Raw genomic sequence first — 13353 nt, forward strand, 5'->3', positions numbered from 1 at the left:
CCCTAAGCCACAGCCGCCCGCAGCACATTTGATTGCGCATCCTGATCCAGCGAATCCGCAGCAATCCAACCCGACATCATCACCATCGGCATCCCCGGCCCCGGATGCGCCGCACCCCCCGCCAGATACAAGCCCTTCAACTCCTTTGACCGATTCGCCGGCTTGAACGCCCCATTGAAGACCCCGTGACTTGAGATCCCATAGATCGCACCATCCAGCACCCTGTACCGCTCATGAATATCCTGCGGCGTCAGGTGCGCCTCAAACACAATCCGCTCCTCAATGTCCGTCAGCCCCGCCGTCCGCTTCAGCTTATCCAGAATCACCTGCCTGTACCCAGGGAACATCTCGTTCCAATCCTGCCCCGGCCGCAGATAGGGCGTATGCACCAGCACATACAGCGCCTCGCCACCCTCCGGCGCACTCGCCGGATCGGTCGCAGCCGTAGCAGCCAGGTAGCACGTAGGATCAGGCGCCGGAATCCCCAACTCATAGATCGCATGAAACTCCTCATGCGGGTCGCGAGAGAACACAAAATCATGATGCGCCAGGTGCTCATACCGCTTGTTCAATCCCAGGTAAAGCACCACGCCGGAGCAAGCCGGCTCATACTTACGCTTATGCTCGAACGTCCGCGCCACCGCCCCGCCAATCAACTCCCGATGCGTCCTCACCGCGTCCTCATTCGACACCACCGCATCGAACTTGTGCGCCTCCCCAGCATCTGTAACCAAACCTGTTACCTTTCCGCCGGCACTCGTAATCCTGGCCACACTCGTCTCCGTGTGGAAGTCAACGCCAAGCTCCCGCCCCAGCTTCACAAGCCCCTCCGGCACCGCCCGAGTTCCACCCACCGGATACCAGATCCCTTCCTCCATCTGCATATGCCCAATCGCGCAAAGAATGGCCGGAGAAGCATCCGGGCTTGACCCCACGTACTGCACAAAGTGATCCAGCATCTGCGCCGTGTTCGGATCAGGAATACTCTCGCGAATCACCTCGGCCACAGTCTTCCCCAGCCGCATCCGCATCACGTCCTTCAGCACCTTCAGGTCGAACGCGCCCTTCACATCCATCGTGTCCCGCATGGACCCAATCGATCGCCAGAAGAAGAACCGGTCGGAGATCGAATGAAGCTGCTCGCTCTGCTTCAGAAACTTCAGATAGCCCGCACCCATCTTCGGCCAGATCGCCTCTAGCTGCGCGGCCATTGCACCCGTGTCATCCATCAGATCGATCGTGCTGCCATCCTCAAAAAAGCACCGCCACTGCGGGTCCAGCCGCACCATCGGCACATAGTCCTCCATGCGTTTGCCCGCCTCGGCGAACACCTTCCGCAGCACTGAAGGTTGAATCAGAATCGTAGGCCCCATGTCGAACCGGAACCCCTCCTCTGCAAGTTGAGCCGCCTTCCCGCCCAGCCACGGATTCTTCTCAAACACCGTCACCTTGTGCCCACGCGCAGCCAGCGTACAAGCCGCAGCCAGCCCAGCCAATCCACTTCCAATCACACCAACCTTCATGCCAATCTCCCTGTCCATCACTTCAATCTCATCGCAGCCTGAATCATCCGCCGTAGCCCCTTGATCTTCGCTCGCAGGCCATCCCCATGCTCCATCTCAATCACGCCACCAAACAAATTCTCATGTGTATCAGTCGTAGGCACATACTGCCTGAGCCCTTTGCCGCGACGCACCAGCACCGTCTTCACCGCCGTCATCTCCAGCAATCCTTCAGCCCCACGCGTCACCCCAAACCCACTCCCGCGCCGTCCGCCAAACGGCACCCGCGGATCGGCCGTAGGCACAATCAAATCATTGATCAGTAAAGTCCCGACCTTCATCCGAGCACCCACCCGCGTGGCTTCAACCTCATCCCCAAACACCGCAGCCGTGAGCCCGAACGGACAAGCCCTATCCGCCTCCAGCATCGCCCCGACATCTCCAAACTCCATGACCGTCAGCACCGGAGCAAACACATCCGTCTGCGCCAACTGCATCTCAGGCCGCGCCCGAGTCACCAGCAATGGCTTCATAAACACATCACGCACATCCCCATGCACCACAGCACCCGCGCTCTTTGCTTCCTCAACCAACCCTCGCAGTTGCTCCCGTACAGAATCCCGAACGACCACGCCGTCCATCGCAGCAAACGCATCCGTCAGCCGCGCCACCAACCTCTCATGCCCCCCGCCAACCAGCATCAACCGCCGAGGAGCCATACACGTAGCAGACCCATTCAGCCGCATCCCAAACAGCAACGCAGCCACCACCCGCTCCACATTCGCGGAAGGCAACACAATCACAGCATCACACCCGGAGAGCTCCGCCACCACCGGCGTAGCCGTCTCCGCCGCCGCCCTCATCACTGCCCGCCCACTCGCCCCAGACCCGGTAAAGAAGACCTTATCTACTCCGCCGCGCATGGCGCTGACACCCGCCTCAACACTCTCATCCGTCACAGTCAGCAAGCCATCCGGCAGCCCGGCTCGCTCCATCACATCCGCAAAGATTTCCGCTACATCCCGCCCGCCGGCACCGGGCTTCCATACCACCGCATTGCCCGCAGCCAGCGCCTGCAGCACCTGAACCCCCGGCAGAAACAGGGGATAGTTCTCAGGCCCAATCACCAGCACTCTCCCCAGCGCCACACGCTCCACGCTGCTCTCAACGCCCGCAAGCCAGAAGGGAAGTCCTCGCCGTCCCAGCCGCCTCGTCTTCAGAATTTCGCCTGCCTCGCGCTCCAGAAATCTGCAGGCGGCCAGCAGCGGCAGCACCTCCGCAACCATCGAGTCCGCACGCGTCCTTGCAAGTTCCGTCGAAATCGCACTCACCAGCGCGTCGGTCTTCCGTGCCAGTCCCAGTCGTCCCGCCCGCAAAACGCTCAGGCGCTCCCGCAACGGGCGTGCAGACCAGAGAGCCTGCACCAACCATGCCTCATCACTGGCTTTATCAGAAACGTGAACTTGGGAGCGTTCCATCGTAGCCATCATGCTAACTGGCATTTCAAGAAGCAGCCCCAACCAATTCGCCCGTCACCGTCTCTTCGGCTGAACCCGCCTGCCACTGCGGCTCCATCTTCAAGTCCTCCAGCAGCAGCCGTGAAGTGATCCGCGCAGACTCAAAGATCACCGGCAACCCACTCCCCGGATGCGTCCCACCCCCCACCAGGTACATCTGTTCCACATCCTCAAACCGGTTGTGCGGCCTCAGATGCAGCATCTGGTCAAGAGAGTGCGCCATGGAAAACGTCGCTCCCTTGTAAAGATCGAACTCCTCAGACCAGCCCGCAGGCGTCACAATCTTCTCTGTCCTGATCCTGGACTCAAGCCCCTTGATCCCAATCCGTTCCATCTGCCGCAGCGCAATCTCGCGGTATCTCGGCTGTTCCTTCGCCCAGTCAACGGAGCCCGTATCATGTGTAACAGGAAGAAGCACATATAGCGTGCTCTGCCCTTCAGGAGCAAGCGTCTTGTCCGTCACGCAGGCATTCTGCACGTAGAACGAAGGATTCTCGCTCAGCGCATGGCGCTCCTCAATGTCCTTCAGGTTCTCCCGATAGTTCTCAGCCAGATAGATCGTATGGTGGGACACATCGTCAAACTGCCCATCGATCCCCAGGTACATCATGAAGGTCGAACACGAAAACTTCTTCTTCGCCAGCCGTTCATTCGTCCACTTATTCCGTTTCGCATTCGGCACCAGCCGCCGCATCGCCCCGGCAAAGTCCGCGTTCACCACCACGGCATCAGCTTTCAACATATGGTTGGCCGTCTTCACTCCCGTGGCCTTGCCGCCTTCAATCAACACCTCTTCCACCGGCTCATCCAGCAGGATCTCCACGCCAAGCTCACGCGCAATCCGCGCCATCGCCTGCGTGATCGCGCCGCATCCACCTGTCGGATGAAATACCCCATGCTCGTACTCAAGAAAGCTCAAAATTGAAAACAGACTCGGGCAGCGGAAAGGACTCATCCCCAGGTACTTCGATTGAAAGCTGAACCCCAGCCGGATCCGCTCATCCTTGAAGTGGACCTGTAGGTCGCTGTCCAGCGAACGCCACGGAGCCAGCAGAGGCAGCAGCTTCAGCATCTCCGGCTTCGCCAGATCCCGCCAGCTCTCGAACGGGCTCTGCAGGAACGGCAGAAACTTCTCCAGCTTGTTCCGGTTATGCGTAATGAACTGGTGGAAGCGCTTGGCGTCCTCAGGTGAGATCGCCTCGATGGCCTTCTCCATCCGCTCAACATTTGGCGTCGCCAGCAACTCACCGCCCGCGCCAAACACCAGCCGGTACTGCGGGTCCAGCCGAGTCATCGCAACCTCGCGATCCAGGTCGTACCCCGCCGCCGCAAAGATCTCCTTCAGCACGCGCGGATAGAGAAAGAACGTAGGCCCCACATCGAACTTGAAGCCGTCCTGGTGAATCGTGGACGTCCGCCCGCCCACATCCGCGCGCTTCTCCACCACCGTAACCTTCACCCCGGACTTGGCCAGGAGCAGCGCGGCAGCCAGCCCGCCCGGTCCTGCCCCGACGATCACAACTTGCCGAGAATCCTTCTTCATCAGCGCTTTTGCCCCAGCCAATCGCAGCTTTCTGCCGCAATGGTGTTCCAATTATAGAGAGCGTTCAGCAGGGCCCAAATGCACTTATTCCGTGTGGTGAACGATAGCATCCACATCTTTCGGAGGACTCAATCGCAGCCAAAAACCTATGCCTGCAAGTCCCAAAAAAGAAAGGCGAGAAGCATAAATGCCCTCGCCTTGCTCTGATGCCGAATTTCGCTTAGACAGTCGCGGACGCCTCAAAGCCCTCGCGCATACCAATCTCAACCGCTGGAAACTCGGCTTCACGAATCTTCCGAAACGTTACCAGCGCCTGCGCCACCACTTGGTCCATGTTGTAGTACTTGTAAGTCGCCAGCCGCCCCACAAAGTGGACATTCTTTTCCGCGTCCGCCAGCTCTTTGTACCTCGCATAGAGCGCCGCATTCTCAGGCCGCGGAATCGGATAGTAAGGATCACCCTCAGCCTGCGGATACTCGAACACCACGCTCGTCTTGGCAGCCGTCTGCCCGGTCAGATACTTGAACTCCGTCACCCGCGTATAAGCATGCTCGTTCGGATAGTTCACCACCCCCACAGGCTGACGCACCTCTTCGTCGAAGGTCTCATGCCTGAACTCCAGCGACCGGTAAGGCAGCGGCCCAAACCGATAGTCGAAGAACTCATCCACCGGCCCTGTAAAGATCGTCTTGATCCCCGGATGCTCCTTCACCACATCCGCATAGTTCGTTGAAGTCCGCACCGTGATCCTCGGCGAGTCCAGCATCTTCTCAAACATCTTCGTGTACCCCAGCGACGGCATCGCCTGGAATGTATCCGTAAAGTACCGGTCATCCCGGTCGAACCGCACCGGAATTCGCCCCGCCACAGAAGCATCCAGCTCAGACGGGTCGAGCCCCCACTGCTTCCGCGTGTAATTCCTGAAGAACTTCTCATACAGCTCCCGCCCAATCCGGCTCACACAAATATCCTCGGAAGTCCGAATACTCGTTGCCGTCTCCGTCCGCTCCGCCAGAAACCTCTGCATCCCCGCCGCATCCAGCTCCAACCCATACATCCGGTTGATCGTATCCAGGTTGATCGGAATCGGCAGCAGCTTCCCATCCACCTCCGCCAGCACCCGATGCTCATACTCCCGCCACTGCGTAAACTTCGAGAGATACTTCACCACCTCCGTGCTATTCGTATGGAAGATATGCGGCCCATACTTATGCACCAGTATCCCCGCCTCATCGAGATAATCAAAAGTATTCCCCCCCACATGATCCCGCTTGTCGACGATCAGCACCCGTTTCCCCAGCCCATTCGCCAGCCGCTCCGCCAGCACCCCCCCCGCAAACCCCGCCCCCACCACTAGATAGTCGTACTGCTCCCCCCGCCCGGCCTTCATCCTCACCGACACCGGTGCCAGCCGAAACGAAGCCACCCCCACCCCCTTCACCTCCGCCGACCGCACCCTCACAAGCTCAATCTGCTTCCACATCGAAGCCCACGTCTTGTCCCAAGATCCCCCCGCCAACTTCGCCGTGACAGCCTCGAGCCACTCCGCCGTCTGCGGCTCCAGCGCCTTATCGATCGCCGCCGCAAACTCCTCCGCAGTCCCCGCGATCGCCACCAGCCCTTCGCGCCCATACCCCGTCACCACGTCATGGATCGGCATAGAAACCACTGGCTTCCCCGCAGCCAAGTACTCCGGCGTCTTCGTCGGTGAAATAAATCGCGTCGACTCATTCAAAGCAAACGGAAGCATCGCCACATCCCACCCAGCCAGATACCCCGGAAGCTCCCCATAGCTCTTCCCCCCGAGATAATGAATATTCTCCCCCCGCGGCAGCGTCCCCGGATCAATCTTCACCACCGGCCCCAGCAGCACAAACTGCACCTCCGGCCTCAGCCTCGCCACCTCACCCATCAGCCCAATATCGAACCGCTCATCCAGCACTCCAAAAAATCCCGCCCGTGGCCGCCCAATCCCACCCTGATCCCCCGGCTCCTCGGCCCCCGAGCCCGAAGCAAAGTGCCCCACATCAATCGAACTCGGAAACGCATGAACATTTCCATGCTGCTTTCGTTTCGCCTCATACAGACTCATCCCGCCCGTAAACACCACATCCGCCACCCCAAACAACTCCTGCTCCCGAGCAGCTAACTCCGGCGGCGCCCCCAGAAATCCACTCAGCTCATCCATGCAGTCATACACCGTAGCCTCAGCCCGCAGATCGTCCGTAAACGAAAGCATCATGGGCGTGTAGTACCACCGCACAAACCGCGCCACATGCTGCGCCCGCATAAACTCCTTCAGCAGCCCCCGCAGCATCGCGTTAGCATCGCCCGCCCTCGGCAGATGCGGCCGCAAAACCCACAACTGCGGCCCTTCCTGCATCACTTCGAGCGTCGGCGTCCCATCCCCGTTATCATCCGCATCCCAATAAGGCTCTTCCCAAAAAAACACCCGCCGCTCCCGAGCACACCGCGTCAGCAGATGCTGCGGCCGCTGTGTCACAAAGTGCCACCGCAGGTGGCTGAAGCAGATCAGATCCAACCCGCCATCATGGGAAGAAGAAAGGGAAGAGGTAAAAGTGTCCGCAGAAAGATTCGTCGTTTGCAAGTAAAGCCCCTCACGCGTGGCAGTGGAATTGCGGTCGCTGTCGTGCGCTTCCGGTATCTCTCTGATGTACATACCCCGTCGCGCGTTGGGTCCCCCTCGCCCCATCCACACTCCCTTTCGCGACTAACCCCACACCCTTCCCGCCGCATCAGAGAACCCGTCATCAATCTTTCGTCCGCTCACAACCTCTCGCGCCCGATACCATACCAATAACGCCTTTCCACCGGAGCAACCCTCACCTTGAACATTCTCGTGCTCTCGCCTCACCGCGATGACGCTGCCTTTTCCCTCTCCCTCTCCATCGCCCACTGGCTCTCCGCCGGCCACCGCGTCACCCTCCTCAACGTCTTCACCCGCTCCCTCTACGCCCCATACTCGGACGCAGACTTCGTCCATGACAACGACCGCCTCTCCTACATCTCCGCCATGCGCCGGAAAGAAGATGAGTCCTTCCTCAAGCGTCTCCCCGGCCTCACCATGGTCGATCTCAACCTCAAGGACGCGCCCATCCGCCTCCGTTGCGACGCCTCCATCGTCTGCGACATGGACGCCGATCCCGCCGACACCGCCATCCCCAAGATCCAGAAAGCCCTCACCACCCAGGCTGCCGCCCCACGCCCCATGCAGGCTCTCGTCCTGCCCTTGGGCTTAGGTCATCACGTCGACCACCGCGTAGCCCGCGACGCTGCTCTCACCTTCTCCACCACCCTCCCCACCGCCTTCTACGAAGAGCTCCCCTACGCCACCCGTGAAGGCGTTCGTGTCGATCTCTCCCGCTTCCGTGAAGACGTCAACACCCGCCTCCACGAGCCTCTCCACCCCGTCCTCGTCCACGGCACCAACACCCATCCCACTGACTTCAAGCTCCGCATCGCCCACCTCTACGCCTCGCAGATCGACGACGATCTTGCCCACACCATCGCCAACTTCAGCCATCGCTACCAGGGCGCAGAGCGTCTCTGGGCCAACGAGCAGTGGCTCGCCAAAGCCGTAGACAACAAGCTCTCCACCAGCCAGCGCGACCAGGAAGCCAAGCCCCTCCCCTCATGAGCCGTTACGCCCCACTCGCAGAGCCTCTCATCGCCACACCGCCTCACCCAAAGTTGAGAGCCTGCATCATCATCCCCACGCGCAATGAAGAGTCCATCCTCCCGCGCACACTGGATGCCCTGCGCCTCCAGCAGTCTTTCAACCACCAGCCCCTGGACCCCAATACCTACGAGGTCATCCTCCTCCTCAACAACTGCACAGACGCCTCGGAGGCAGTCGCACAGCACTACCAGCAACAACACCCAACCTTCCATCTCCACACAGCCACCCGCACCCTCGCGCCGGAGGAAGCCCACGTAGGCACCGCCCGCCGTCTCCTCATGGACACCGCTCACCATCGCCTGCAAACCTCCCCGCACTCTTACTCCGCCATCCTCTCCACAGACGCGGACACGGTCGTAGCGCCAGATTGGACCGCCCGCAATCTCGCCGCCATAGAAGCCGGAGCCGACGTAGTGGGCGGCGTCATCAACCTCTTCCCGGAAGATCTTGAAGCCTTGAAGCAACAAGACCCCGGCACATACCAGGCCTACAAGAACGATCGCCAACTCCAGCACCTCGTCGCCCAACTTGAATCCATCCTCGATCCCGACCCAGCCGACCCCTGGCCTCGCCACCTCGAGCACTTCGGCGCATCCTTAGCCTGCACCCCCAGCATCTACGCCCTCGCCGGCGGCCTCCCCCCCGTCAAGCCTCTTGAAGACGTAGCCTTCATCGACGCCCTCCGCAAGGTCGGCGCACGCATCCGCCACTGCCCCCAAACCCACATCTTCACCTCCGCCCGTCTCGATGGCCGGGCCGAGGTAGGTCTCTCCGGTCAACTCCGCATCTGGCAAAATCAGTCCCGCAACAAAGAGCCCCACACAGTCGATTCAGCCCAGTGGCTGGAACACCGTTTCCGCTCCCTAGCCGCCCTCCGCCGCCTCAACCAGTCCCAACACCTGCCGCCCCTCACCCTCTACCCGCAACCCTGGCAAGACCGCATCACGAATCTCCACGCAGATCGCCTCCCCACCCCCCGCTTCCTCGAACTCCTGGACTGCAACGCCCTAATCGAAGACCTCTTCACTCAAACCAACCACCCGCACCACTCCGAAATCGAAGAAACCATCACCGCCCTCACCCAGACCATCACCACCCTGACCCACAAAAGCCCAGGAACCCCGTCCGAACCGTTGCACCTATCTGTTCTTCCCTAGAACGCCCACGAACGCTCGCGTGCCCCATTCATCGCAGTCTCACCGCGATGAGTGGGAAGTAGAACTCACCCCCGGCGACGCCTATGCAGTTGCCTGTTCTTACCCAATCAAATCCCAAACCAGCACATCCATCCCCGGAAAGCATCCACTCCAGGCATCCCCTCTTATCCCGCCTTAATCCGTCTTTTCCCCGTTACGCCTTGCTCTGTCTCTCCAGCACATCAATCCGAAACCTCTCCCGCCGCTCCCCACCAACCCATTTCCACTCCGCCCGTCCAAGCCAGTACTCATGCACTTGATCCCCCGTCAACGGATAATCCGGTACCCACTCCGTCAAATGCACCAGCACCAAATGCCCTCCATCCATATGCCGCGCAGCTAATTCATCCGCAGCCCTCGCCAGGTCGGCCAAAGACCAGTAATAAGCCACCTCAGACACCACAATCAGCTCAAACATCCCGGACGGCATCTCCTCCGGCACCCGCAGACATGCAAACGAAACCCCTGGACACCGCCCCTTAGCCACACGGAGCGCCGTCTCAGAGACATCCACCGCTACCAGTTCATCGCAGCGCTCCGCCAGCAGCTTCGTCAGCACTCCAATCGAGCAACCAACCTCAAGCCCTCGCTCGTATCGCTCCTCAGGCAGCGCCCCCACCGTAGCCCCATACTTCTCCCGCTCATACTCGCTCGTCTCGAACTCCCACGGATCACGCTTTTGCGTATAGATCCGTTCAAAGTACTTCGGCGGAAGAGACTCCTCCCGGAACCCATCCCTCCAGAACCCATCTCCACTCCCCTCAGACCGCCGGTGAGACTTCTCCAGCGAGTAGCGCCCAATCGCAGCCAGCGTAGCATCCGGCGCAGGCTGCCGCAGATACATCGTCAGGTCCCGGATCACCCGCTCAAACCGAGCCGGCTGCAACAGTCCATGCGCCCCCACGCCGGTCGTCACCCTCTGCATCACACCCGTCCCCAGCCGTTCGATTGCCACCCGCATCATGTTCGCGCACTCGATCATCCGCTCCACATGCGCCTTGTCCGTCCGGTAGAAGCTCTCCTCGCACACCGCCGCGCCCTTCTCCACCCACATCGCCGCCTCCTGCGCTGAGATAGCAATCTCCCCCAGCCTCGCCACCTGGTACGGATCGTCCCCCCGCCGCATCTCATCCAGCCATTCGGCAAACATCACATGCAGCCGCATCACGGCACCCGCCTGCACCGCCGCAAACCGTACCGCCCCGCCACGGAACATCGGATCGCGATAAAAATCCCCCGGCGCACCAATCAACTCGTCTGCCTCCACCCGCCCACCCGTAAAGTCCACCCCAAAGCTCTCCGAGCTCTCCATCCCCAGCGGATGCCAGAAGCTCCGGTCGATCGAGGCTCCCAGCGATTCCATCGTCGGCACTGTCATCTGCCACCCGCGCCCCGGAATCTCAGCCGTCACCATAGGCCGCTGCACAAATGCCGCCCCCGTACAGAACGTCTTCTCTCCTTCAAAACGATAGCCACCCTGCTCCGGCACCAACCGCAGCACCTCCGGCTTACCCGTATTCCAGACCCCCGAAATCATCCCCCCGCGCACCTCCTCGGCCAGCCTCGCCACCTGCCCTGCCGACCCATACCGCTGCACCAGCAGCAGCCCATTCACATGGCCTTCGTAGATCCGCCCCAGCGCCAGATCCGCCCCACCCACCGCCGCCAGCACCCGCATCAGCGTCTCCTGCGTCCCCGCCTCGACCCCCAGGCCCAGCCCACCCTCACTCACCGGCAGCGGAGCCGTCAGCAACCCAATCTCCGCAAACCGTTCAATCTCCCGCTTCGGAGCCGTCTGCAACCCAAGGTTCGGTCGACGCGCCAACTCATCCGCCAACCCGGTCGCCCGTCTCAGCAGCGAACCCAGATCATCCCCACCCCGCACTTCACCCAAATCATCACCCAGGCTCTCCCGCTCATCCCCAACCTCAACCACATCCGCCATGCGATAGCTCTCCCCCGGTGAACCAGCCCACCGTCCAATCGAAATGCCCTGAACCGTACTCACATTGATGCAACTTCCCGCCTAACAGACAAACCCCACCCCAACCCATCCCCAACTGCCTCCCACCCAACCGTCTCCCTACCTGAACCGCATCCCACCCCAACTGCCTCCCCACCCAAACCCCTTCCCCACCCCAACCGTCATCTGAGCGCAGTGAAGAATCTCCGTAGCGGCTGTCGCTGTTGCGGTTGCGGTTGCCGTTGCCGTTGCCGTTGCAGTCGCTGTTGCCGTTGCAGTCGCCGTTGCAGTCGCCGTTGCCATTGCCATTGCCGTTGCCGTTGCCGTTCGGATTAGAGGGGCGCTTTAGCGCCCCGTCAACGGGCAAAACACAATGGGCTTTAGCCCCGGGCTCTTGCAGACCATCCGCATAACCCTCGCCCTAAGAATCACTTACGACTATTTTCACAAAAAACACCAGCAAACTCGCGTGTCAAGCCCCCCCGCCGCAAAATATTGCTCCAACCCCAACCCCATCAACCACTTACCCTCCAAAAATAGTTGGGGTATTCACCCCCGCCACCCTGATAAAATAGAAGCAGCAGAAAAACAGCGCCGGGTGGGCGCACCGTTACTCTCTCGCTAATAACTCATCCGCAGTCATCCTCTAACTGTAATCGAATGAAGACTTTGGATCGAAACAGGGGGGAGGGGGGGACACCCTCGCCATAACCTGCATCGAACAACCCCATGCCACACAGCTTCGCGAGCTTCTTCATGGGCGGCTTTGAATGCGCCACCCATAAACGCCGGGACGGCCTCCAGATCGACGTCCTCGCCTCCACCGGCCACGCCACCCACGCCGCTCGGGACTATACCCTCCTGGCTGAAGCCGGCGTAAAAACGGTCCGCGACGGCCTCCGCTGGCACCTCATCGAAGCCGGCGCCCCCGGCCAGTACGACTGGTCCAGCTTCCTCCCCATGCTGGACGCCTCCATCGCCACCGGCACCCAGGTCCTCTGGGACCTCTGCCACTGGGGCCTCCCCCACGGCCTGGACATCTTCTCAGACGACTTCGTCACCCGCTTCGAGGCCTTCGCTGCCGCCGCCGCCCGCCTCATCCAAGACCGCAACCCCACCCCCATCCCCCACTACTGCCCCATCAACGAAATCAGCTTCTGGGCCTGGGTCGGAGGCGACGTTAAGGCCTTCGCCCCCCACCAGGAGGGCCGCGGCCCCGAGCTCAAGCGCCAGCTCGTCCGCGCCTCCCTGGCAGCCATCCGCGCCGTCCGGGGGGTGGACCCCAGAGCCCGCTTCCTCCAACCCGAACCAATCATCGACATCGTTCCAGAATGGAACGATGTCGAAAAGTACCCGCACATCGTGGAACAATCTCGCAACCACACCGCCTCCCAGTACGAGGCGTGGGACATGCTCGCGGGCCGCCGTGAGCCTGAACTGGGCGGGTCGGCGGAGATGCTGGACTACATTGGCGTGAATTATTACTGGAACAACCAGTGGGTGCATGGGGGGGACCGTAAGCCGCCGGGGCACCCAGACCACAAGCCCCTCCACCGGATGCTGGTGGAGCTTTGGGAGCGGTACCGGCGGCCCATTTTGATTACTGAGACGGGGGCGGAGATGGGGGCGGATGTGGGGTGGCTGGGGTATGTGGCGGCGGAGGTGCGGCAGGCTCGGCGGGAGGGGGCGGAGATGGTGGGGGTGTGTCTGTATCCGGTGATGGACTACCCGGGGTGGGATGACGATCGGCACTGCCGTTGCGGGCTGATCGGCGTGGATGAGGATTGGGACGTGCGTAGCTTGCGGGCGGATCTGGTGGAGGAGTTGCGGCTGCAGGCTCGGATCACGGAGAACGTGACTTAAGGCATTGTTTGCCGGGCAGAATTTGCCGCCCTTTGCTGATGAGAAAGGGCCGTGTTGCAGATAATGCAG

The 13353-nt window shown here is 61.0% G+C and carries 9 protein-coding genes; 3 read left to right on the forward strand and 6 right to left on the reverse strand.

Annotation, left to right across the window (positions count from 1 at the left end; all coding sequences use genetic code 11):
* Positions 1-2: 2 nt before the first annotated feature.
* The 4 genes from ACIX9_RS04280 to glf form a co-directional block, all read right to left on the reverse strand.
* On the reverse strand, positions 3-1523 hold the full coding sequence (locus tag ACIX9_RS04280; protein WP_013579251.1) for a phytoene desaturase family protein: 1521 nt from the start codon (positions 1521-1523) through the stop codon (positions 3-5).
* A gap of 17 nt (positions 1524-1540) precedes the next feature.
* A complete protein-coding gene (locus ACIX9_RS04285; RefSeq protein WP_157477289.1) occupies positions 1541-2980 on the reverse strand; it encodes an aldehyde dehydrogenase family protein in 1440 nt (479 codons plus the stop codon).
* 25 nt (positions 2981-3005) lie between these two features.
* Positions 3006-4562, reverse strand: coding sequence for a phytoene desaturase family protein (gene crtI / locus ACIX9_RS04290; protein ID WP_013579253.1), 1557 nt, complete (start codon positions 4560-4562; stop codon positions 3006-3008).
* 220 nt (positions 4563-4782) lie between these two features.
* Positions 4783-7104: a UDP-galactopyranose mutase gene (glf, locus tag ACIX9_RS04295; RefSeq protein WP_198152156.1), complete on the reverse strand. Its 2322-nt coding sequence runs from the start codon at positions 7102-7104 to the stop codon at positions 4783-4785.
* Between the two features lie 306 nt (positions 7105-7410).
* Between glf and ACIX9_RS04300 the strand changes: the two genes are divergently transcribed.
* A complete protein-coding gene (locus ACIX9_RS04300) occupies positions 7411-8220 on the forward strand; it encodes a PIG-L deacetylase family protein (RefSeq protein WP_013579255.1) in 810 nt (269 codons plus the stop codon).
* Positions 8217-9419: a glycosyltransferase gene (locus ACIX9_RS04305; RefSeq protein WP_013579256.1), complete on the forward strand. Its 1203-nt coding sequence runs from the start codon at positions 8217-8219 to the stop codon at positions 9417-9419. The genes ACIX9_RS04300 and ACIX9_RS04305 overlap by 4 nt, the downstream gene beginning before the upstream one ends.
* Before the next feature lie 193 nt (positions 9420-9612).
* Here the strand turns inward: ACIX9_RS04305 and ACIX9_RS26295 are convergent, their stop codons facing one another.
* Both ACIX9_RS26295 and ACIX9_RS26720 read right to left on the reverse strand, forming a co-directional pair.
* Positions 9613-11403: an SAM-dependent methyltransferase gene (locus ACIX9_RS26295; protein ID WP_013579257.1), complete on the reverse strand. Its 1791-nt coding sequence runs from the start codon at positions 11401-11403 to the stop codon at positions 9613-9615.
* The gene (locus ACIX9_RS26720; protein WP_232298784.1) at positions 11387-11788 is read right to left on the reverse strand and encodes a hypothetical protein; all 402 of its coding nucleotides are present in this window, start codon (positions 11786-11788) and stop codon (positions 11387-11389) included. Before ACIX9_RS26720 ends, ACIX9_RS26295 begins: the two co-directional genes overlap by 17 nt.
* Positions 11789-12150: 362 nt before the next feature.
* Here ACIX9_RS26720 and ACIX9_RS04315 point away from each other — a divergent pair, with 362 nt between their 5' ends.
* Positions 12151-13284: a beta-glucosidase gene (locus ACIX9_RS04315; RefSeq protein WP_013579258.1), complete on the forward strand. Its 1134-nt coding sequence runs from the start codon at positions 12151-12153 to the stop codon at positions 13282-13284.
* The last annotated feature ends 69 nt before the right edge of the window (positions 13285-13353 follow it).

This window comes from Granulicella tundricola MP5ACTX9 (assembly GCF_000178975.2).
Lineage (GTDB): Bacteria > Acidobacteriota > Terriglobia > Terriglobales > Acidobacteriaceae > Edaphobacter > Edaphobacter tundricola.

Excerpts from the sequence above, each read along its gene's own strand:
- ACIX9_RS04280 (WP_013579251.1), bottom strand. The coding sequence starts at position 1,523 with ATGAAGGTTGGTGTGATTGGAAGTGGATTGGCTGGGCTGGCTGCGGCT.
- ACIX9_RS04285 (WP_157477289.1), bottom strand. The coding sequence starts at position 2,980 with ATGGAACGCTCCCAAGTTCACGTTTCTGATAAAGCCAGTGATGAGGCA.
- crtI (WP_013579253.1), bottom strand. The coding sequence starts at position 4,562 with ATGAAGAAGGATTCTCGGCAAGTTGTGATCGTCGGGGCAGGACCGGGC.
- ACIX9_RS04305 (WP_013579256.1), top strand. The coding sequence starts at position 8,217 with ATGAGCCGTTACGCCCCACTCGCAGAGCCTCTCATCGCCACACCGCCT.
- ACIX9_RS26295 (WP_013579257.1), bottom strand. The coding sequence starts at position 11,403 with ATGGCGGATGTGGTTGAGGTTGGGGATGAGCGGGAGAGCCTGGGTGAT.
- ACIX9_RS04315 (WP_013579258.1), top strand. The coding sequence starts at position 12,151 with ATGCCACACAGCTTCGCGAGCTTCTTCATGGGCGGCTTTGAATGCGCC.